Annotated in this window: 18 protein-coding genes; 10 read left to right on the plus strand and 8 right to left on the minus strand. The window is 74.1% G+C overall.

The features are described 5' to 3' along the window. Positions 1–57: 57 nt before the first annotated feature. Entirely contained in the window at positions 58–1,686 is a 1,629-nt protein-coding gene (locus tag IO29_RS17850) for an MFS transporter (protein WP_078617994.1), read from the minus strand. A 224-nt stretch (positions 1,687–1,910) separates the two neighbouring features. On the opposite strand from IO29_RS17850, the gene IO29_RS17855 reads away from it, so the two are divergent. The 3 genes from IO29_RS17855 to IO29_RS17865 all read left to right on the plus strand — a co-directional run bounded on the left by IO29_RS17855 (position 1,911) and on the right by IO29_RS17865 (position 5,951). Beyond that, complete coding sequence (locus tag IO29_RS17855) at positions 1,911–2,933, plus strand: Lrp/AsnC family transcriptional regulator (protein WP_030376788.1); 1,023 nt, start codon at positions 1,911–1,913, stop codon at positions 2,931–2,933. A gap of 322 nt (positions 2,934–3,255) precedes the next feature. Further along, positions 3,256–4,755, plus strand: coding sequence for an MFS transporter (locus IO29_RS17860; protein WP_199806901.1), 1,500 nt, complete (start codon positions 3,256–3,258; stop codon positions 4,753–4,755). Further along, complete coding sequence (locus tag IO29_RS17865) at positions 4,752–5,951, plus strand: FAD-dependent monooxygenase (RefSeq protein ID WP_030376790.1); 1,200 nt, start codon at positions 4,752–4,754, stop codon at positions 5,949–5,951. The genes IO29_RS17860 and IO29_RS17865 overlap by 4 nt, the downstream gene beginning before the upstream one ends. A 15-nt stretch (positions 5,952–5,966) precedes the next feature. On the opposite strand, the gene IO29_RS17870 is transcribed toward IO29_RS17865, so the two are convergent. Genes IO29_RS17870 through IO29_RS17880 form a run of 3 tightly spaced genes read right to left on the minus strand, consistent with a single transcriptional unit; the run spans position 5,967 to position 10,232 of the window. Beyond that, a complete protein-coding gene (locus IO29_RS17870; protein WP_051707704.1) occupies positions 5,967–6,686 on the minus strand; it encodes a response regulator transcription factor in 720 nt (239 codons plus the stop codon). Beyond that, the gene (locus IO29_RS17875) at positions 6,683–7,984 is read right to left on the minus strand and encodes a sensor histidine kinase (protein ID WP_078617996.1); all 1,302 of its coding nucleotides are present in this window, start codon (positions 7,982–7,984) and stop codon (positions 6,683–6,685) included. Before IO29_RS17875 ends, IO29_RS17870 begins: the two co-directional genes overlap by 4 nt. Positions 7,985–7,991: 7 nt before the next feature. Beyond that, entirely contained in the window at positions 7,992–10,232 is a 2,241-nt protein-coding gene (locus IO29_RS17880; RefSeq protein WP_030376793.1) for an MMPL family transporter, read from the minus strand. 217 nt (positions 10,233–10,449) lie between these two features. On the opposite strand from IO29_RS17880, the gene IO29_RS17885 reads away from it, so the two are divergent. Further along, positions 10,450–10,941 (plus strand): universal stress protein, encoded by a 492-nt coding sequence (locus IO29_RS17885; protein ID WP_030376794.1) that lies wholly within the window; start codon positions 10,450–10,452, stop codon positions 10,939–10,941. Positions 10,942–11,030: 89 nt separating this feature from the next. On the opposite strand, the gene IO29_RS36690 is transcribed toward IO29_RS17885, so the two are convergent. From IO29_RS36690 to IO29_RS39490, 3 genes are all read right to left on the minus strand, one after another. Further along, positions 11,031–12,458 (minus strand): serine/threonine-protein kinase, encoded by a 1,428-nt coding sequence (locus IO29_RS36690; protein WP_037817524.1) that lies wholly within the window; start codon positions 12,456–12,458, stop codon positions 11,031–11,033. A gap of 238 nt (positions 12,459–12,696) precedes the next feature. Then, the gene (locus IO29_RS17895) at positions 12,697–14,340 is read right to left on the minus strand and encodes a subtype B tannase (RefSeq protein ID WP_051707706.1); all 1,644 of its coding nucleotides are present in this window, start codon (positions 14,338–14,340) and stop codon (positions 12,697–12,699) included. Between the two features lie 128 nt (positions 14,341–14,468). Then, positions 14,469–15,308 (minus strand): DUF5701 family protein, encoded by an 840-nt coding sequence (locus IO29_RS39490; protein WP_234307329.1) that lies wholly within the window; start codon positions 15,306–15,308, stop codon positions 14,469–14,471. A gap of 287 nt (positions 15,309–15,595) precedes the next feature. Here IO29_RS39490 and IO29_RS17905 point away from each other — a divergent pair, with 287 nt between their 5' ends. The 6 genes from IO29_RS17905 to IO29_RS17930 all read left to right on the plus strand — a co-directional run bounded on the left by IO29_RS17905 (position 15,596) and on the right by IO29_RS17930 (position 19,385). Further along, positions 15,596–16,345, plus strand: coding sequence for a DUF4328 domain-containing protein (locus IO29_RS17905; RefSeq protein ID WP_051707708.1), 750 nt, complete (start codon positions 15,596–15,598; stop codon positions 16,343–16,345). Between the two features lie 81 nt (positions 16,346–16,426). Further along, positions 16,427–16,975: a GNAT family N-acetyltransferase gene (locus tag IO29_RS17910; RefSeq protein ID WP_030376799.1), complete on the plus strand. Its 549-nt coding sequence runs from the start codon at positions 16,427–16,429 to the stop codon at positions 16,973–16,975. A gap of 188 nt (positions 16,976–17,163) precedes the next feature. Then, positions 17,164–17,517: an LPXTG cell wall anchor domain-containing protein gene (locus IO29_RS17915; RefSeq protein WP_030376800.1), complete on the plus strand. Its 354-nt coding sequence runs from the start codon at positions 17,164–17,166 to the stop codon at positions 17,515–17,517. Then, the gene (locus IO29_RS17920; protein WP_030376801.1) at positions 17,514–18,161 is read left to right on the plus strand and encodes a class F sortase; all 648 of its coding nucleotides are present in this window, start codon (positions 17,514–17,516) and stop codon (positions 18,159–18,161) included. Before IO29_RS17915 ends, IO29_RS17920 begins: the two co-directional genes overlap by 4 nt. 89 nt (positions 18,162–18,250) lie before the next feature. Continuing rightward, positions 18,251–18,742, plus strand: coding sequence for an RNA polymerase sigma factor (locus IO29_RS17925; RefSeq protein WP_030376802.1), 492 nt, complete (start codon positions 18,251–18,253; stop codon positions 18,740–18,742). Further along, a complete protein-coding gene (locus tag IO29_RS17930; protein WP_420705384.1) occupies positions 18,726–19,385 on the plus strand; it encodes a hypothetical protein in 660 nt (219 codons plus the stop codon). The genes IO29_RS17925 and IO29_RS17930 overlap by 17 nt, the downstream gene beginning before the upstream one ends. 63 nt (positions 19,386–19,448) lie before the next feature. Here IO29_RS17930 and IO29_RS17935 read toward each other — a convergent pair whose 3' ends face one another. Beyond that, entirely contained in the window at positions 19,449–20,576 is a 1,128-nt protein-coding gene (locus IO29_RS17935; protein ID WP_030376804.1) for a sugar ABC transporter substrate-binding protein, read from the minus strand. Positions 20,577–20,745 lie beyond the last annotated feature (169 nt).

The raw sequence follows: 20,745 nt of genomic DNA on the forward strand, positions 1-20,745 counted from the left end.
TACCCGTTGCCCTTGCACGGATGACGGAGGGCGCCTCTGGCCAGTGGTGACGCCATCTCAGTGAGGGTCGGGCGCGGCCGGCGTCGGGGCGGTGGGGGTGTCGGGGGGCGGGTTCCCTTCGCTGGGTTCGATGGTGTGCGGGAGGCGGTCCTGGGGTGCTGTGGCGGTCGGTCGGGGTGTTGGGCGTACGGCGAGGAGGACTGTCAGGGCGCCCAGGGTCGCTGCCAGGGAGGAGAGGAGGAAGACGCGGTCCAGGGCGGTGGCGAAGGCCTCGTGCAGGAGGTGTTCGGCTGCGGGGCGGTGGGTGGTGGGCATCGATTCCAGTAGGTGCGGGGTCTGGCCCGCGGCCAGGGCGGAGGCGGTTCGGTCGGGGTCCGGGACGGTGCCCGATGCGCCGAGCACCTCGGCCGCGCGGCTCGTGAAGACCGCGCCCAGGACCGCGATGGCCAGCGTCATGCCCAGCTGGCGGAAGGTGTTGACCGCCCCGCCCGCCATCCCCGCCTGTCGCGGCGGTACGGCGGAGGTGGCCGCCGAGACCAGTACCGGGGTGGCCAGGCCCACGCCGATCCCGGTGACCACGAGGCCCGCCACCAGGGACGCGGCCCCCGCGTCGGCCGTCATCCCGGCGCGCAGCAGCGCCATGCCGGCCGCGATGCACACGAGCCCGAGGCCGATCGGCAGCCGCGGGGCGAACCGCTGGATGTGGCGGCCCGCCCCCGCGGCCACCAGGAACGAGGCGCCGGCCAGCGGGGTCAGGGCCAGGCCCGCCGCGACCGGGCCCAGGCCCAGGACCGACTGCAACCACACCGACACCAGCACCAGGCAGCCGAACGCGCCGCCCTGCAACAGCAGCGCGCCGCTCATCAGGCCCGCGAACGACGGGCGGCACAGCAGCGCCGGGTCCAGCATCGGGGTGCCCCCGCGCCGTGCCGTGCGGTGCTCGATCACGACGAACGCGGCCAGGGCCAGGACGGTACCGGCGAAGGTTCCCAGGATCTCCGGCGAGGTCCAGCCCGCCTCCGGGCCGCGGATCAGTCCGTAGGTGAGTGTGGTGGCGGCGAGCGTGAACGCCGTCGCGCCGGGGAGGTCGATGCGGACGGTGGCGGACGGCGCGTCGAGCGGCGCGTCGAGCGGCGCGTCCGGGCGTACCACCCGCACCGTCATCGCGATGGCCACCGCTGCGATCGGCAGGTTGACCCAGAAGATCGCCTGCCAGCTCAGGTGCTCGGTGAGCAGGCCCCCGAGCAGCGGGCCCGCCGCCGCTGCCGCGCCGTTGGCCGCGCCCCATACGCCGAAGGCCGTGCCCCGGTCCCTGCCCCGGTACGACGAGATCAGCAGGGCGGGAGCCGTGGCGAACATGGCGGCGCCCCCGACGCCCTGCACCACGCGGGCGGCGATCAGTACGCCGGCGTCGGGGGCCAGCCCGCACACCAGGGAGGCCAGGCCGAAGAGGCCCAGGCCACAGACGTAGAACCGCCGGTGCCCGAACCGGTCCGCCAGGGAACCGGCGGCCAGCAGCAGGGCGGCGAGGGCGAGGGCGTAGCCGTCGATCACCCATTGCAGGGAGGTGAAGGAGGCGTCGAGATCGTCGGCCATGCTGGGCAGGGCGACGTTCACGATGGTCACGTCCACCAGCAGAATGAAGGCGCCCAGGCAGACGGCCACCAGGGGCCACCACTTGCGCATGTTCTTTCTCCGTTCTCCGTAACGGGTCCGATCCGGTCCACTCCGATTCGGTCCACTCCGGTCCGGTCCACTCCGGCCCGGTCCACTCCGGTCCACTCCGGCCCGGTCCACTCCGGCCCGGTCCACTCCGGCCCGGTGTCGGTCGTTGTTCGAGGCTGGGGTTCCCACGGGGAAATCAGTGAGCCAGGGGCGGCCTGTTGCGTGGATTCGACATAATCGGCAGCGTGAAGACGTATCTCGACATCCCCGTCGATGCCGATCGCGAGCTCTCGGACGACGAGACCGCGCTCGCGCACGCCCTTCAGATCAACGGGCGGGCCTCGTTCAAGGAGATCGCCGAGGTGCTGGGGGTGTCCGACCAGACCGCCGCGCGGCGGTGGTCGCGGGCCCGGTCCGCCGGGAAGCTGCGGGTGCTGGGGCTGACCGATCCGCTGCGGCTCGGCGACTCCTCCTGGATCGTGCGGATCCGGTGCACGCCCGACGCGTCCGCCTCCATCGGGGAGGCGCTGGCGCGGCGTCCGGACACCACCTGGGTCACGCTCAGCTCCGGCGGCACCGAACTCGTCTGTGTGGTGCGGGCCCGGGGGCCCGGGCTGCGGGAGCCGCTGCTGCTCCAGAAACTGCCGCGCACGCCGCAGGTGATGGACGTCTCGGCCCACTGCCTGCTGCACATCTTCTTCGGCCGGGACCTCAGCTCGATCAACAAGAGCGGGCCGCTGACGCCCGCGCAGGTCGCGGCGCTCGAACCGCCGCCGCTCGGGCCCGAGCCGGCCGCGGACGCGGCCCCCGTGGCACTGGACGACGGCGACCGGCGGCTCCTGGACCTGCTGGCCCGGGACGGCCGGGCGGCGCCCGGGGAACTGGCCGCCGCGACGGGCCTGTCACAGTCGACGGTGCGCCGCCGGATCGCCGAACTCCGGGCCGCCCGCGTCCTCTACTTCGACGTCGACTACCACCCGGACATCCTCCAGCGGAACTTCCGGGCCGTGCTGTGGCTGGAGATCGATCCCGCCCGCCTCGCCGAGGCGGGAAGGGCGCTGGCCGCCCACCCCGAGGTGCCGTTCGCCGCCGCCGTGACCGGCACGACCAACCTCTACGCCAGCGTGTCCGTGCCGGGCGTGCAGCACTTCTACCGCTATCTGACCGGGTCGGTGGCCACCCTGCCCGGACTGCGTCACACGGCCACCGCGCCCGTCCACCGCACCCTGAAGGGCCCGGGACCCTACCTGCCGACGGCGACGGGGTGAACCTCCCGCCCGGGATGTGGTGCGAGGGCACCAGGCGACGGCGGTGGCTGGTCCGGCGGCACCAGGAGCGGTCGGGGTCCGGGGACGATGCCGGGGCCGGGGGCCGGGGGCGAGTGTGGACGGGCGCGGGGGATTCCCGCGCCCGTCCACACTCGCCTCATGGTGTCTGGAGTGATCAGCAGGTGGCGTACTTCCCCAGTGGCCGGACCGGGCGCCGATGAGCAGCGCGTCCGCATCCGAATCCACGTCCGCATCCGAATCCACGTCCACGTCCACGTCCGATTCCGCGGTCCCGTCCGAAGGCGCCGTGCCCCCCGCCCGTATGGGGAAGTTGCCGATCGCCGCGCTCGGTGTGCTGGCGCTCGCCCTGGGGGCCCTTCAGTCGGTACTGGACCCCGCGTTGCCTCTGCTGCAACGGGAGTTGGGGCTCAGTCCGTCCGAAGGGGCCCTGGTCGGCAATGTGTTACTCGTCACCGGCGCGGTCGTCGCGCCGGTCGCGGGCAAGCTCGGCGACCGTTACGGCGGCAAGCGCGTACTGGTCCGGCTGATGGCCGCGGTCTCGGCCGGCGGGCTGCTGGCCTCGCTGGCGCCGAACCTGCCGGTGCTGCTGGTCGGTCAGGTGCTCCAGGGCGTCATGGTGGGAGCACTGCCCCTCTCCTTCATCGTGGCGCGCAAGAACCTCCCGGCGGGACGGTCGCAGGCGGCGATCGGGGTGGTCCTCGCGTTCTTCACGGGCGGCGGCATGGTGGGCACGCTGTTCGCCGGGCCGGTCGCGGAAGGGCTGTCCTGGCACTGGATGTTCGCCCTCCCGACGGTCGTCGTCATCGTGGCGACGCTGGCCGTGATGCGGTTGATGCCGCACGATCCCCCGGTCCGGGCGGAGGGCCGGATCGACTGGCCCGGCGTCCTCCTGCTGAGCGGCGCGCTGCTCACGTTCATGATCGGGCTCGTGCGGGTGACGGGGTCCGGCCTGTCGCCCCTCGCCGTCATCGCCCTCACCATGGCCGTGGCCGGCCTCGTGACCGGGTGGGTCGTCGTCGAACGCCGGACGGCCGCACCGATGGTCGACCTGCGCATGCTGGCGCGGCCCGCGATGTGGCACGCGTGCGTGCTCACCCTCGTCGTCGCCACCGGTTTCGGGATGACCGCGCTGCTGGTTCCGCAGATGTTCGCGATACCGGGCGACGGGTACGGCTTCGGGGCCGACACCACCGACATCGGGCTGCTCCTGCTGCCCGGCGCCGTCGCCGGGTCGCTGGCGGACTCGGTCGGCGGAATCGCCACGCGGCGGTTCGGACCGCGGGTCGTGGTCGTCGTGGGCAGCGTCGTCGCGGCGGCCACACTGTTCGCCCTGGCGTCGCTGCACACCGCCGAGTGGCAGCTCGTCCTCGCGAAGGTGCTGACCGCGTTCGCCGCGGGCGTCGGCACCACGGCGCTGCTCGCCGGCGCCGCCACCGACGTCGAGGCCGGGGACACCGGCATCGCCACCAGCCTGCTCGTGGTGACCCGGGTGATCGGTATGGCCGTGGGCGCGCAGGTCGCCGCCGCGATCCTCGACTCCGGGGCCGATCCGGTGACGGGCATGCCGACCGAGTCGTCCTTCGTCACCGGTTTCACCGTGGCCGGACTCGTCGCCGCCGTGTCGCTGCTCGCCGTCCGGCTCACGAAAAGCCGTACCTCGAAAACCCCTACCTCGAAGACCCGCATCTCGGAAAGCCGCACCTCGAAAGCCCGTACCTCGGAAAGCCGCACCTCGAAAGCCCGTACCTCGGAAAGCCGCACCTCGGAAAGCCGTACCTCGGAAAAGGGAGCCCAGGCATGACCGTCGACACGTCCGTGAAGCGAACCGTTCTGATTTCCGGCGCCAGCATCGCCGGGCCCGCGCTGGCGTACTGGCTGCACCGGTCCGGCCGGTTCGAGGTCACCGTCGTGGAGAAGGCGGACGCGCTGCGCGACGGCGGCTATCCGATCGACATCCGCGGTACGGCGGTCGAGGCCGTACGGCGGATGGGGCTGCTGCCCCGGCTGCGCGAGGCGCACCTCGACGCGCAGCGCCTCACCTTCCTCGACGCCGGCGGCGACGTGCTCGCCTCCGTGAAGGCGAGCGCCGTGGCCGGCGGGGTGGAGGGGCAGGATCTGGAGGTGCGGCGCGGGGATCTGGCCACGCTGCTGTACGCCTCGGTCCGCGACGACGTGGAGTTCCTGTTCGGCGACTCCCTCGACACTCTGGAGGAGTCGGGGCACGGCGTCGACGTCACGTTCCGCGGCGGCTCGCGGCGGACGTTCGACCTGGTCGTGGGCGCCGACGGCATGCACTCGCGCACCCGCGGGGCCGTGTTCGGTCCCGAGGAGCGCTTCCACCGCTACCTCGGCTACTGCTTCGCCCTTTTCACCATGCCGAACGACCTCGGGCTCGACCGCGAGATCATGATGTGGAACACCCCGGGCCGGGCCGCGGCCCTCTACGCCACCGGGGACCACGACGAGGTGCACGCCTTCCTCACCTTCCACCGCCCCGAGCCGCCGTACGACGCCCTGCGGGACCCGGCGGCCCAACGGAGGCTGTTCGCCTCGATGTTCGCGGACGCCGGGTGGGAGGTCCCCGTCATGGTCGACGCGTTGCGGGAGGCGGCGGACCCGTTCTGCGACACGGCCGGGCAGATCCGGCTGCCCCACTGGTCCCGGGGCCGCGTCGCCCTCGTCGGCGACGCGGCGTACGCGCCCTCGTTCCTCACCGGGCAGGGCACCAGCCTCGCCCTGGCCGGCGCGTATCTGCTCGGCCACTCCCTGGTCACGCAGCCGGACCACACCGCCGCCTTCGCCGCCTACGAGCACGGGCTGCGCGAGTTCGTCACGCTGAACCAGGGCCTGGTCGACAACGGGGAGGCCAGGCTCTTCCCGACCACGGCCGAGGCCCTGGAGCGGCGGAACACGATGCTGCGGGGCCTGGTCACCATGCCCGCGGCCCCGGCCCGGCCGGCCCACTCGGCCCTCGTCCTGCCGGAGTTCCCCGCCTGACGTTCCCCGTCCGGCTCAGGAACCGCCGGGGCCGGCCTGGGCCAGCCCCGTCCGGTAGGCGATGACGACGAGCTGGGCCCGGTCGCGGGCCTCCAGCTTGGTCATGGCGCGCTGGACGTGGGCACGGACGGTGAACGGGCTGAGGAACATCTGTTCGGCGATCTCCTGGTTGGACAGGCCGGTCGCCACCAGGGCCACCATCTCGCGCTCACGCGGGGTGAGCACGGCGAGCCGCGCGGAGTCCCGCGGCGCGGCCTCGTCCGGCGTGGCCAGGAAACGGGCGACGAGGGAGCGGGTCGCGGCGGGCGACAGCAGGGTGTCGCCGTCGGCGATCGTCCGCACGGCGTCCGCCAGATCCTCGGCCCCGATGCCCTTGCCGATGAAGCCGCCCGCCCCCGCGCGCAGCGCCTGGGCGACGTACTCGTCGGTCTCGAACGTGGTGAGGATCAGCACGCGGCTGGCGCGCAGTGCCGGGTCGGCGCAGATCTGCGACGTGGCGGTGAGGCCGTCCACCTCGGGCATCCGGATGTCCATGATGACGACGTCCGGGCGCAGTTCACGGGCGAGCCGCACCGCCTCCCGGCCGTCGCCCGCCTCGCCGACCACGGTGATGTCGGCGGCGGTGTCGAGGAGCATGCGGAAGGCCCCGCGCAGCAGGGCCTGGTCGTCGGCGAGCAGTACGCGCACCGGCCCGGAGCGCCCGGCCCCTTCGTCGCCCGTTGCCGTGTCGGTCATCGGTCTCCTTCTGTGGACGTCTCCCTGGGCTGCGGCAGGGGCAGCTCGGCGGTGACCAGGAAGCCTCCTTCGGGGCGTCTGCCCGCGTGGAGGCGGCCCCCGACCGCGGTGGCGCGTTCCCGCATCCCGATCAGACCGTATCCGGGCGGGCGTTCCGGCACGACGGGCAGGCCCGGCGCCCGGTGGGCACCGCGTCCGCCGTCGTCGGCGACGGTGAGGACCAACCGGTCGGGGTGCCAGTCGAGGCCCACCCGGGCGCTCCCTGAGCCGGCGTGCTTGGTCACGTTGGTCAGGGCCTCCTGGACGATGCGGTAGGCGGTGAGGTCCACACCCGGGGGCAGCGGCCTGGCCGTGCCCTCCTCCCACAGCGTCACCTCCAGGCCCGCGCGGCGGAAGTTCTCCAGGAGCATGGGCAGCCGGGACAGCCCGGGCGCCGGCTCGTCGAGCCCGACCGCGTCCGCGGTGCGGTACGCGCCGCCCGCGGCCCGGTCGTCCCCGGTCTGGCGCAACAGGCCGACGGTGGCGCGGAGTTCGTCGAGCGCGTGGCCGGTGGTCTCGACGAGCTCCCGCAGGCTCTTGCGGGTCTGCTCGGGGCGGGTGTCGAGCACGTGGACGGCGACCTGGGCCTGCGCGTTGGCCAGGGTGATCTGATGGGCCACGAGGTCGTGCAGTTCCCGCGCGATGCGCAGCCGTTCCTCGTCCACCCTGCGGCGGGCCTCGCTCTCCCGGGTCTCCTCGGCCCGGCGGGCCCGCTCCTCCACCGCCGCGAGATAGCCCCGCCGGTGGCGCACCGCCTGCCCGAGCAGGCCGGCCACCAGGGGGGAGGCGGCCGCCACGGCCATCCTGCTGGCGTCCGCCCAGGAGAACCCGTCGGACAGAGGGATCGAGGAGACCAGCAGCACCACGGCGGCGAGCGACACCACGGTCACCGCGCGCCGTTCGTCGCGCGCGGTGACCGTGCTCGTGTAGGTGTAAGTGGCGATCAGGGCGGGAGCCATGAGCACGGGGGTCATCAGCAGGGTCAGCGGCTGCGCCAGGGGCGCGACCGCCATGGTGGCGGCCAGGACCGTCAGGGGCCTGCGGCGCCGCAGCGGCAGCGGGGCGCAGGACACCAGGGCGACGGCCCAGGCGTACAGGGGCGGCGGCAGGGAGGCGGTGTCGTCGGTCCGGATGCCCCCGGCCAGCAGGCTGAGCACGAAGGCGGTCGCAATGACCGCCGCCTCCCGCACCCACGCGCCGCGGGAGCGCGGGCCGCCACGCTGACGGCCGGCCCGGCTCCCACCACTCGCGTGTGCCATGCCCCGGTCAGCCCCGGCCGACGGGGAACGGTCCCCGCACCACCGCGTCCGCCTCCGGCGCGGCGGGCGCCGGGCCGTGCCCGCCCAGGGCCTCGCCCTCGATGTCCACGTTCGGCAGCACACGGCCCAGCGTACGGGGCAGCCACCAGGCACGGTGGCCGAGCAGCGCCATGACGGCGGGGACGATCGCCATGCGGACCACGAAGGCGTCGAAGGCGACGGCGGAGGCCAGGCCGACGCCCATCGTCTGGATGGTCGGGGTGCTGATCCCGACGAAGCCGCCGAACACGCTGATCATGATGATCGCCGCCGCGGCCACCACCCGCCCGCTGTGCCGGAACCCGGCGACGATCGCCTCGCCGGGGGCCGCGCCGTGGACGTACGCCTCCCGCATCCGGGAGACGAGGAAGACCTCGTAGTCCATGGCGAGCCCGAAGACGATGCCGATGATGAGGATCGGCATCAGCGACATGACCGGCCCGGTCTGCTCGATGCCGAGCAGATCCGCGGCCCAGCCCCACTGGAAGACGGCGACCAGGACGCCGAAGGCGGCACCCAACGACAGCAGGAAGCCCAGTGCGGCCTTGACCGGGACCAGGATCGAGCGGAAGACGACCAGGAGCAGGAGCACCGCCAGGCCGATGACCACGGTCAGATACGGCAGGAGCGCGTCGGCCATCGCCTCGGAGATGTCGATGTTCAGCGCGGTCTTGCCGGTGACGAAGACGTCGGCGCCGGTCTCGGCCCCGGCGTCGGAGGCCTCGTCCCGCAGGGTGTGCACCAGGTCCTTGGTCTCGGTGCTGTTCGGGGCGGTCTTGGGCACGACGGTGAGCAGGGCCGTGTCCTTGGTCTTGCTCAGCACCGGGTCGCCGACCGAGGCGATGCCGTCGATCTTCTCCACGGTCTTGACGACCCGGTCCGTCGCGGCGTCGGGGTCCTCGGACTTCGAGGTGTCCACGACGATGGTGAGCGGGCCGTTGAAGCCGGGGCCGAAGCCCTCCGAGAGCAGGTCGTAGGCGCGGCGCTGGGTGGTCTCCACGGACTTCGACTCGTCGCCGGGCAGCCCCAGATCAAGGCTCAGCACCGGCGCGGCGACGACGCCCAGGCCGAGGACGGCGGTGATCAGCACGGCCGCCGGGCGGCGCAGTACGAACCGCGCCCAGCGGGTGGCGAGCCCCTGCTTGTCGGTGGCGGCGTGCGGACGCACGGCACCCGGCCGCATCGCCTTGCGCAGCGCGCGGGGCAGGACCCGGCGGCCGAAGAGGCCGAACAGCGCGGGGGTCAGGGTCAGGGCGACGAGCACGGCGAGCGTCACGGCGCCGGCGCCGCCCAGGCCCATCTTGGTGAGCTCGGGGATGCCGACGACCGACAGCCCGGCCAGGGCGATGACGACGGTCGCGCCCGCGAAGACGACGGCGGAGCCGGCCGTGCCGACCGCGCGCCCCGCGGCCTCCTCGGGCGCGTGGCCCCGGGCGCGTTCGTCTCGGAAGCGGGAGGTGATGAAGAGGGCGTAGTCGATGCCGACGGCCAGCCCCAGCATCAGCGCCAGGATGGCGACGGTGGACGACAGGCCCAGCGGCACGGACAACGCGGTGACCAGGCCGAAGGCGATGGCCACGCCCAGCAGGGCGGTCAGCAGCGACAGTCCGGCCGCGACCAGCGAGCCGAGGGCGAGGACCAGCACCACCGCGGCCACCGCCACGCCGACCAGTTCCGTCGTGCCGCCGGGCTCCTCCTCGGAGTCCAGGGCCGAGCCGCCGGTCTCCACGGTCAGCCCCGCCTCCCGGGCGTCGCCGGCCGCGTCCTCGAGGGCCGCCTTCGTCGCGGCGGTCAGATCGACGGCGTCCACGGTGTAGGTGACCGTGGAGTAGGCGATCGTGCCGTCCTCGCTGACGGCGCCGGTGGTGAAGGGGTCGGTGGCCGACGCGATCTGCTTGCCGCCGTCCAGGGAGCCGAGCGCCTCCTCGACGGCCGCCTTGTTCTCCGTGGCGGTGATCCGCTGCCCGTCCGGGGCCCGGAACACCAGGCGGGCCTCGGCGCCCTGGGCGTTGGCGTCCGGGAACCGCTCGTCGAGCAGGTCGAACGCCTGCTGCGACTCCGTGCCGGGCATGGCGAGGTCCTCGTCCTCACCGGCCGGCGCCGTGGCGGCCGCCCCGATGGCCAGCACCAGGGCGGCCAGCCAGAGCACCGCCACGCGCCGCCGGCGCCGGAACGCCCACCGTCCGATCCGATAAAGAAACGTCGCCACCTGTGCTCACTCCAGACACCGTCGGGCAAGGAACGCGCGGGACTCCCGCGCCTCCCCACACTCGCCGCCGGCCCCCCTGCCGGGCATCGTCCGCCGACCCCGACTCCGCCTGGTGCGAGGGGACCAGCCGGCGGCGCGTTCTGGTGCCTGCGCACCACGCCGGGGGCCTCCCGCCTGGCAGAGTGTGGGGCCATCGCTGCGGAAGGGGTCGATCGCCATGACCGTGCTCGCGTGGATCGTCGAGGGCAGCTGGCCCGCCTGCGTGGATGCCGCGCGGCGCCATGCGGACGAGGGCGAGGACGTCGTACTGCTGCATGTCAGCGGGGGTGACGCGCCCGGGGTCGCGCACGGGGCGTTCGCCGGGCTGCTCGGGCGGGGCGGACAGGATCCGGGGGCGCGGGTGGCGGAGCTCGGGGCCGACTCCGCCGGGCGGCTGCTGGACGCCGCCGCCGAGCGGCTCGGGCGGCCGTGCGTACGCCGGGAGCGGCAGGGGCGGGTCGAACGGGAGGTGGTGCACGCCGCCGAGGAGGCCGACCTGCTCGTCGTCGCCCGCGACGGCGACCGCGACCGCCTCGGCCCGCACAGCCTCGGCCCGGCCGCACGCTTCGTCGTGGACCACGCGCCCTGCCCGGTCCTCCTGGTCTGGCCGACCCCGGCACCGGGGCTGGACACGATGCCGCCACCGCCACCGCATCCGCCGCGGCACTGAGTTCCGCGCGGGGGGGGCAGGCGGGGGTTAGCCGCCAGGCGCTGGGCGGCCTGCCCTCCGCGCGGACGACGGGAACCGAGAGACAGGCCCTACTCGTCGCCGGGTGTCGGGGTCGACGAGGCTGTGCCGGTGCCGTCCGTGCCCGGTGGTGGGGTGGTGTCGTCGTCCCCGCCGAACCACGCCATGCCGAGCAGCATCGCGCCCACGAACAGGGCCACGCCCGCGAGCAGCGCCACGATCCGGGTTCGCTGGCCGGCCAGCGCGCCCGCCACGGACGGCTGACGGCCGCGCCGGCCCCGGTGGGCCGAGGAGGCGGGGCCCGCGGTGGCGGTCGGGAGCTTGTACGTCGTCGGCGGCCCCGTCTCGGCGGAGCCGCCCGCGCCGGACGGCGGGCCGGGGTACGCGGGCGCGGCGCCCGGACCGGCGCCGTGCGCCGCCGCGTGCCCTCCGCGCCGGGGTCCGGCCGCGGGCACCGGCGTCCGCGCGCCCGCGCCCCCCGCCTGCTGCTGCGGGAACGCCCCCGGCTCCGGCCGCCCCGACCGTCCGGGCCGCTCCGTCCGTCCGGGCCGCCCGGGGCCCTCGGAGCGTCCCGCCCGCTCGGACCGTCCCGCCGCCCGCCGTCCCGACCCCGACGCGCCCGGGGTCCGCGACGCGCCCGGCGTCCGTGACGCCGCGCTCGGGGTCACCGCCGGGAGTGGTTCCGGGCGGCCCTGCCACGCGCCCCCGCCGAACCACTCCGCGACCTGCCGCGCCGTCGGCCGGTCCTCGGGCCGCTTGGCGAGCAGGCCGAGCAGGTAGTTCTCGAAGGCGGGCGGCAGGTCGACGCCCAGTTCGCGCGGCGGCACGGGCGGCGTGTCGAGGTGGTGGTGCAGCACGGCGACGGGGCTCTCGCCCTTGAACGGCGTGCCGCCGGTGAGGAGTTGGTAGAGCACGCAGCCCAGCGAGTAGACGTCGCTGGCCGGACCGGCGGACTGGCCCAGCGCCCGCTCGGGCGCCAGGTACAGGCTGGTGCCGACGATGTGCCCGGTACGGGTGAGGGCCGCGCCCGGGTCGTCCATGAAGCGGGCGATGCCGAAGTCGGCGATCTTCGTCGTGCCGTCGGCGTCCACGAGCAGATTGCCGGGCTTGATGTCCCGGTGCACGATCCCCTGGTCGTGCGCGACCGCGAGCCCGGCGGCGGTGTGGGCCGCGATGCGCGCGACCCGGTCGGCGGGCAGCGGCCCGTTGTCCTTGAGGATCCGGGCCAGGCTGTCGCCCGCGACCAGCTCCATCACCAGGAAGAGGCCGCCCTCGTACTCCCCGAAGTCCAGGACGCCGACGACGTTCCCGTGGTGCAGCCGGCCGGCGGTCTGGGCCTCCAGCCGGAACCGGGAACTGGCGGTCGGGTCGGCGTCCTGGCCGAGCATGAGCTTGACCGCCACGTCCCTGCCGAGCGTCTCGTCGGACGCCCGCCAGACCTCGCCCATCGCGCCGCGCCCGAGGGCGGTGTGCAACCGGTACCGGCCCGCTATCAGCACCTGTGTTCCAACCTCATCCCGTGAGACGCCGTACCGGCGCACGGATGTCCGCGGGGCCGCGCCGAGGGTCTGGGGGCGCGCCCGCGGACCGACCGTCCGTCGGACGACTCGATCGCCGCCGGCCATGACGCCGCGGGGCCGCGGGACGATGGTGGGGGTGCCGGAGCGGTCCAACCTTACTGGCCCGGGAGCGCTCCTGGATCATGATCCCGACAGGTGCGGACGGGATCACACGGCCTCACTTCCGCGCAGCGCCGCAGACCTTGGCGATCCAGGCGATGAAGTCGCCGGGGTCGGTGTTGGCGCCGTGCCCCTGGTCCCAGTAGTAGCGGTGGTCGACGTCGTCGCCGAGGCCGGCGAGCGCGGCGGCGAGGTTGGCGGAGACCGTCAGCGACGTGTCGGAGTCCTTGGTGCCGAGCCGGATCCACCAGTTCCTGGCCCGCCGCGGGTTGGCCTTCCCCACCAGGAAGTGCATCGGGTTCATCAACCGCAGCTGCTCGGGGATGTCGGCCGCGAGCCGCTTGGCGGTGGTGCCGCTGGTGTCGTGCTTCAGGCTGTACGACGTGAAGTGGCGGGCCTCGGTGGTGCCGGCGCCGAACTCGTTGTTCTCGCCCGCGGAGAGGTCGAAGGCGTCGAAGGCGGGGACCGTCTTCTTCCGGGCGCCCACGTGGGCGAGGAAGCCGGCCCAGGTGAAGGTGGCCCGCTCGCCGTCCCAGGTGAGGAAGGTGCGGGCGGCGAGGTAGTCGGTGCGCGCGGAGCCCGACAGGCTCTTGAGGTAGTCGGTCGCGGAGGGCTGGAGGTACTGCTTCAGCAGGTAGTCGTCGTAGTTGCGGGCGGTGAGCGGGCCGAAGCCGTCCCTGCCGCGCAGCTTGAGGCCCGCCTGGTACTCGGCGAACTGGGACCTGAGCCGCTTGGACACCGTCTGGTCGACCTGCTTGCCGGTGCTCAGCTCGTTGTTGCCCCAGTTCCACTCGTAGGCGCCGTCCGCGTGCTCCAGGTCGGTGATCGGGCACCAGTCGCCGCTGGCGAAGATCGCGTCGGAGGCGTCGGCGGCGCCGAGTTCCTTCAGGTGGGCGTCGTAGAGCGGGCTGTCGCCCGAGGCGCCGAGCAACGCGGAGAGGGCACCCCCGGCGCTCACCCCGGAGGAGACGATGCGCGCGGTGTTGCCGGGGATACGGCCCTCGTTGGCCCGTACGTAGCGGACGGCCGCCTTGAGGTCGACGATGGCGGCGGGGGCGGTGCCGTACCACTCGCCGGCGGAGTTCTTGAGTGTACGGCCGCGGGCGCCGGGCTCGACGACGACGTACCCCGCGACGAGGGCGAGCTTCGGCAGGCTCACCATCTCGCCGCCGTCGACCATGGCGTTGCCGCCGGACTGCACCTCCTTCGTGCCGGTCCCGCTGCCGCTCGACGCGGTGGGGGCGGGGCTGCCGCTCGCGCCCCCGGTGGGCATGCCCGTCATGCCGCCGCCGCCCACGCCGGTCGCGTCCGCCACCGAGGACGGCATGTAGCCGCCGACGGAGTTGGCGAACAGGATCGGTGCGCGGGAGGCGTCGACCTTCTCGCCGTCGATCTTCACGGGGACGCTGACGTTGAGGCTCTGGTACTTCTCGTCGACCGGCTTCGCGACGTAGGTGAGCGCCTTCCAGAAGTGGTACGTCACCTCGTGGTCGGCGCCGTCGGCGTCCGTGAGGGTGGCCGTCAGCTCGGTGTAGGCGTCCGGGTCGAAGACCAGGGAGTCCGGGGTGGAACCGGCGGCGGACGAGGACGCCGCGGTGGTCGACGCCCGGGCGTTCAGGGCGATGCCCCCGACCGCCACGGCGCCGGCCCCCGCTCCGATCCCGAGCACCACCGACCTTCGCTTCACTGCCCTGTGCTTCACGGTGTGATCTCCCTTCGCGGCACGGCGACACCCTGCGGGGTGTTGCACTCGCGAACGTAGGGAGACGTCACCAAAATCGTCAACAATTTGGCCGGGCTTCATGGGGAACCCATAGGCGGAGCGAGCGATCAGGAAGCGACCGGGTGCGCGCCCGTACGCCCGCCCGCCGACGCCATGCCCAGCCAGGTGTGCGGGTTGCCCTCCCAGCACCAGCCGAGCTTCGGGGCCCGCTTGCTGATCCACAGCGCGGGCACGCGGCGGTCGCCGCAGCGGGAGCCGCCGAGCGAGTAGCACCTGTTCTTGGCGAGTGTCCGCGGGAACTGGGTGAGCAGGGCGATCCCCTCCTCGATGGTGAGCGGGGTGCGGCCCCGCCGCGCGATCTCCGCCAGCGCGTCGCGCGGGACGGCGCCGCAGAACTCCTCGCCGCGTTCGACGTCGTGCAGGAGATAGGCCCGGCCGTCCGGGAGTCCGGCCTCCGGGGTGGCGACGAAGCGGTCCAGGGAGCCGGGCTCGAAGAGGCGGTCGACGAAGCCGGGGAGCCTGCCGCCGGACAGGGTGGTGCGTGCCATCAGCTCGTCGACGGGGACGAGTCGCCGGGTGACGACCAGCACGAACGGGACGCGTCCGGCCTCCGGTGCGTACGGCGTACCGGCACCCGCGGCCGCCACGGCGGCGGGGCGCAGCGGGGCGAGCAGCTCGGCGAAACGTTCCGGCGTGTGTCCGGCCGCCGCGGGGTGGCCGAGCGCGGTGAGCCGGGCGAGCTGCCGGTCGAACTCGGCGCCGGGGTCGCGGGGGGCGGGTTCGGGGTGGGTGGCGGGGGTGTCGGCTGTGGTGGAGGCGGTGGGTGTGGTGGAGGTGGCGGGCGTGGTGGGTGTGGTGGAGGTGGCGGGCGTGGTGGGTGTGGTGGAGGTGGCGGGCGTGGCGGGCGTGGCGGCGGCTGTCGTGGGTGTGCTGCGGGCCGTGGTCATACGCGGCTGTCGTCTCCCCTGTCGCTGCTTCTTCTCGCGGTTCCGTGGTTCTCGCGGTTGTCGTTGTTATCGCGGTTGTCGCGGGCTCTCGTGTTTCTCGCGGCGCTCGTGCTTTCTCGCGGCGCTCGCGTCTTGCGTGGCCCTCGTGGTTCCGCTTGGGGTGGGTTCTCGGTGTCATCGTGCGGAGGCCGCCCGGTGTTTCACCCTCCCCGGGGACCAAGTGGGCGTCGTGTGCCCGCCGTTGTGTGCGGCGGAGGCGCGCGGGACCGGGATGCGAGGATGGCCGTGTGAACGATGAGAGCACGCGTACCCCGGTCCTGCGCCCGACCCGGGGCGCGGCGCACTTCGCCGTCGGCGCGCTCGCCGTCGCCGGTGCCGCCTGGACGGCCCGTGCCGTCTGGCAGGTCCGGCTCGGTGCCGCGGGCATGCCGGACTCCGGCCCGCCCGACCAGGGCGGCGGCAGCCACCGCGGGCTGACCTCGCTGGAGGACGGGTACCACCTCGTCAGCGCCGCGTGCGACATGGTCACACTGCTGTGCGCGGTCGCGTTCCTCACCTGGCTGTGGGCGGTGCGGGACAACGCGCGCGCCCTCTCGGGCGAGCCACCGCGGTACTCCTGGGTCTGGGTCTACCTCGGCTGGGTGCTGCCGGTGGCCAACCTGTGGATCCCGCGCGGGATCGTCGCCGACGTCCACCGCCGCAGCGCGCCCGGCGAGCGGCTGCCGCGCGTGGTGAACTGGTGGTGGGGGCTGTGGCTGACCGGCACCCTGACCGGCACCGGCCTGATGTACACCGTCTCGACGGACAAGGTCATCGAGCGCGCCTACGACAACCTCGCCCCGCTGCTCGCCGCCGACGCGGCCGTGGTGGGCGCGGCGGTGGCCGGCATCCTGGTCGTACGAGCCCTCACGGCGGCCCAGCAGCGCCGGATCGACGGCGACGGTGGCGACGGCGGGGCCACCGGGCCGGCCGGAGGCCCCGCCGCCCCGGACGCCGGCCCCCGTGCCGCCACCCCGGCCGGCGAAACGGCCTCCTAGAGCCGGTCGCAACCGGTCGCGGAAGTCCCGCCGGAAACAATCCGGTTGTGCCGCCCGCCGGGGCCGCGATACCCATGCCGGGTGATACGTGGCGCGAAGACGGGCCTGCGAGCCCGGACCGAGGCGGATGTGGCGGTGCTGCACCGGGAGCTGTACGAGGACGTGGTGCACCGCACCCGGGTCGACGACAGGCCGTGGCAGCCGATCGCGGCGGACTCGGGGCACTCCGTGTTCGCCGTGTCCGAGCCGTCCGAGAGCGCGGCGCCGTTCTCGGTGGTGGAGCTCGCCTCGGACGAACTGGCCGGCTCCGCCGCGGTGTGGGGCATCGACACCCACAACCGGTCGGCCCACCTCGGCATGTCCCTGCGCCCCGCCTTCCGCGGCCGGGGGCTCGGCACCGACCTCGTCCGCGCGCTGTGCGAGTACGGCTTCGCGGCGCGCGGGCTGCGACGGCTCCAGGTGGAGACGCTGGCGGGCAACGCCCCGATGATCGGGGCGGCACGCTCCGCCGGGTTCACCGTCGAGGGCACGCTGCGGCGTGCGGCGTGGGTGTACGGGGGCTTCGCCGACGTGGTCGTCCTCGGGCTGCTCGCCGAGGAGTGGGCCGACGCCGACGGCAAGGCGCCCTGAACACACGCCCCAGGCACCCTGAACACACACCCCGGGTGCCCTGAACACAGGCCCCGGGCGCCCCAAACGCACCCGCACTCGCCTTTGCCCTCTCTTTACAACCCGGCGCCGGGGTGCGTCGTCTCTCCGCTCGATTCGTGAAACAGCCCGTCCGGTCTCCCGGACGGGACGACGGAAGAGAGCGATCGATGCGCCGAACTGTTCTGAGTGTCATGGCACTTGCCTGCACCGCCGTACTGGCCGGCACCGTGCAGCCCGCGTTCGCCGACGACAACCCGACCCCGCGACCCAGCAAGGCCGCCACCGTCGCCCCGGCCGAGCGGGGCGGGAAGGACGCCGCCAAGACGGGGCCGACCGACGCCCCGAACGCCCAGGTCGCCGTCAAGCCGCGGGGCGCCGCCGACACCGGGGTGGCCGACGACTCGGCGTCCTCCGGGTCGTCGAACCAGAACGCGCTGGTCGGCGGCGGCGCCGCCGCGCTCCTCGCCGCGGGCGGCGCGACCTTCCTCGTCGTGCGGCGCCGCCGGGCGACCGGGGCATGACCACCGCGCTCTCCCGGCGCGCCTTCGCCACCGCGGCCGCGGCCCTGCTGCTCGCGGGCTGCGGCGGCGGTGGCGAAGGGGTGCGCGGCGAAGGGGCGTCCGGCACGGCCCGGGGGGCGGCGGCGGGCGGCGAGAGCTCCGCCGGCCGCGACGCCGGCTCCCCGAGCCCGACCAACGCCGCGCGCCCGTCGGCGCGTTCGGCCCCCGTACGGCTGCGGATCCCGCGCATCGGCGTCGACACCCCCGTCATCCGGCTGGGCCTCGAGGCGGACGGCACCGTCGAGGTGCCGCCCATCACGGCGCACGACCGGGCGGGCTGGTACGACAAGTCGCCGACCCCGGGGGAGACCGGACCGTCCGTCCTCCTCGGCCACGTCACCGTCGGCCGGTACGGCGACGGCGTCTTCCGCCACCTGTCGGAACTGCGCCGGGGCGACCGGATCACGGCGGGGCTGAGGAACGGCACGACGGCCGCGTTCACGGTGACCCGGGTACGGACCGTCGACAAGGCGAACTTCCCGACGGACGAGGTGTACGGCGACGTCGACCGGCCGGAGCTGCGGCTCATCACGTGCGGCGGTCCGCGCTCCGGCGACGGCTACCGCGACAACGTGCTCGTCTTCGCGGCCCTCGACGGAGGCTGAGCCGAGCCCTCCCGGATGCCGGGCGCCCGGGCAACTCCCGCCGGGCGCCCGGCATCCTCCCCCACGTGCCCCCACGACCCTGGAGAGCGTTGAAACGGTCCCGTGAGAGGGCGGCGTCCGAACTGTTCGCCGCCCTCTACCCGCGCCTGGCCGGCTGGTGCCGCCGTCTCGTCGACGACGACGGGACGGCGCACGAGATCGCCTCCGAGGCGTTCACCCGGCTCTGGGCCCGCTGGACGTCCGTGGACGAGCCGCGCGGCTTCCTCTACGTCACCGCGGCCAACCTCGTCCGCGACCACTGGCGCAAACTGGAACGCGAGCGCCGCGCCGTGCGCCGGGTCACCACGGAGGCCGCGCTGCGCCCGCACGCCGAGCAGGACGACCCGTCGGTGCGGCTGCTCGTGCAGGCGCTGCCGGAACGGCTGCGGGTGCCGATCCTGCTGCACTACTACGCTGACATGCCGATCCGGGAGGTGTCCGCGCTGACCGGGCGCAAGGAAGGAACCGTCAAGGCCGACCTCCACGCGGCCCGCGAACTGCTCCGCGTCCATCTGAGGAGAAGCCTTGACCACACGCTTTGACGACGCCCCCGACGGTCCCGACGGCGTCCACGGGGGCGGCGCGGCGGGCGGCACGGGCGGTTCCGGTGGGCCGGACGACGTGTTCGAGATGAACCGGGCGGGGGCGGGCGCGGACGAGGACCCGCTCGCGGTGATCCTCCGGCCCTTCTCCGACCGGGCCGACCTGCTCGGCCCGCCGCCCGGCCGTTACGAGGCGATCCGCCGCACCGCGGCCCGCCGGCGGCTGCTGCGCGCGGCGATCGGTGCGGCGCTGACCTGCGCGGTCGCCGTCCTCGTCGCCCTGCCGCTGCGACTCGGGGCGGCCGAGGGGCCCGCGTCCCCGACGGTGCCGCTCGCCCCGCCGCCCGCGAGCGGCGGATCCACGGCCACGACCGGACCCCGACCGACCGAGAGGCCGACGACGTCCGGCACCGGCACCCCCGGCGGGCAGAACGCCTCCGCCGCCGATCCGTCGGCGAGCGCTCTCGTGCCGGGGGAGTCGGAGTCGGGGCTCCCGGAGCCGTCGGCGCGGACCGGGACCTCGAAGCGGTCCACGGCGAAGGAACGCTCGGCGGAGGCCGAGCGGTCCAAGGCGCCGGACTCGTCACGGAACCCCTCCGGCGCGCTGCCGAGCATGGCGGCCACGGACCCCGCCACCCGCTGAACCGGGACCGCCCGCACCGGCCGACATGTCACATCACGTCAGATCACGTCAGCCCGATCCAGATCACGTCAGCCCGATCTCCTCGCACTTCGCCGCGTACGCGGGCGTGCAGATGTCCCGCACCGTGTAGACGCCGTCCCGGATCACCGTCTCCGCGATGTTGTCCCTGGTGAGCGCGACCACCGGGACGAGCATCGCCGGGATCCCCTTGCGCGTCGGGCTGTCCACCGAGTCGCGGGTGAGCGCGTCGAACTCGATCGAGCGGCCCTGCACCTTGGTCACCGCCATCTCGGCGGCGCTCTCGGCCTCCCGCCGGAACGGCTTGTAGACGCTCATGTACTGCTCCCCCGAGACGATCCGCCGCACCGCCGCGAGGTCGGCGTCCTGCCCGGTCACCGGGGGTATCCGGCCGGCCCCGGCCTTCTTCAGGGCGTCGATGGCGGCGCCCGCCATGCCGTCGTTGGCGGAGTAGACGGCGTCGATGTCGTCGAGCCCGACCGCCTTGATCGCCTCGCGCATGTTCTCCGCGGCGACTTCGGGCAGCCACTCCCGGGTGTCGTACGACTTGGCGATGACGACGTTGCCCTTGATCTCGTCGAGGACACCCTTCTTGAAGCGGGCGGTGTTCGGGTCGCTGGGCGAGCCGTTGATCATGACGACCTTGCTGGTGGCCGCGTGCTCGCCGAGCGCCTTGAGCAGGGCCTGGCCCTGCACCTGGCCGACGAGTTCGTTGTCGTGCGAGACGTACGCGTCGATCGGGCCCTCGGCGAGCCGGTCATAGGCGATCACCGGGATGTGCGCGTCCTTGGCCTTCTCGACCTGCGCCGCGATCGACCCGGAGTCGACGGCGTCGACGAGGATCACGTCCACCTTGTCGGCGATCAGCCCGGCGAACTGCGCGCTCTGCCGGGACGCGCTGGCCCCGGCGTTCCGGGCCACGACCTTGCCCTTGCCGTGGGTCAGGGCGGCGATCCGCCTGGTGATGAGGGGCTGGTCGAAGTCGTCGAAGCGGGCGGTCTTGTGATCGGGCATCAGCAGACCGACGGTGAGGTCGTCGCCCTTCTTCGGTGCCGCGGCACCGTTGCTGCCTGCCTCGACGACACCACAACCGCCGGCCAGCAGGGCCGAGGCGGTCACGGCGACCGTGCCGACCCAGCGACGAACGGCGGACCCGTGGGGGGTTGGGAACATCAATCGGAGCCTTCCGGGCGGAACAGAGACGGCCCCACTGTGCTGCCCCCGCAACCCCCCATGCGGAAGCTTCCCGGACTCCGTACGGAATCTCCTCATGGGGGATGGGGGATGGGCGCGGGGGATGGGCGCCCCCTTCCGGCGCGGTCCCGCCCGGCGGGGGGGGGGC

Origin of the sequence: Streptomyces sp. NRRL F-6676, from assembly GCF_000725625.1 — a bacterium.
Classification (GTDB): domain Bacteria; phylum Actinomycetota; class Actinomycetes; order Streptomycetales; family Streptomycetaceae; genus Streptomyces.

Bases quoted from the DNA above. Each gene is read 5' to 3' on its own strand.
- IO29_RS17850 (WP_078617994.1), bottom strand. From the start codon at position 1,686: ATGCGCAAGTGGTGGCCCCTGGTGGCCGTCTGCCTGGGCGCCTTCATT.
- IO29_RS17860 (WP_199806901.1), top strand. From the start codon at position 3,256: ATGGGGAAGTTGCCGATCGCCGCGCTCGGTGTGCTGGCGCTCGCCCTG.
- IO29_RS17865 (WP_030376790.1), top strand. From the start codon at position 4,752: ATGACCGTCGACACGTCCGTGAAGCGAACCGTTCTGATTTCCGGCGCC.
- IO29_RS17870 (WP_051707704.1), bottom strand. From the start codon at position 6,686: ATGACCGACACGGCAACGGGCGACGAAGGGGCCGGGCGCTCCGGGCCG.
- IO29_RS17875 (WP_078617996.1), bottom strand. From the start codon at position 7,984: ATGGCACACGCGAGTGGTGGGAGCCGGGCCGGCCGTCAGCGTGGCGGC.
- IO29_RS17885 (WP_030376794.1), top strand. From the start codon at position 10,450: ATGACCGTGCTCGCGTGGATCGTCGAGGGCAGCTGGCCCGCCTGCGTG.
- IO29_RS39490 (WP_234307329.1), bottom strand. From the start codon at position 15,308: ATGACCACGGCCCGCAGCACACCCACGACAGCCGCCGCCACGCCCGCC.
- IO29_RS17915 (WP_030376800.1), top strand. From the start codon at position 17,164: ATGCGCCGAACTGTTCTGAGTGTCATGGCACTTGCCTGCACCGCCGTA.
- IO29_RS17920 (WP_030376801.1), top strand. From the start codon at position 17,514: ATGACCACCGCGCTCTCCCGGCGCGCCTTCGCCACCGCGGCCGCGGCC.
- IO29_RS17935 (WP_030376804.1), bottom strand. From the start codon at position 20,576: ATGTTCCCAACCCCCCACGGGTCCGCCGTTCGTCGCTGGGTCGGCACG.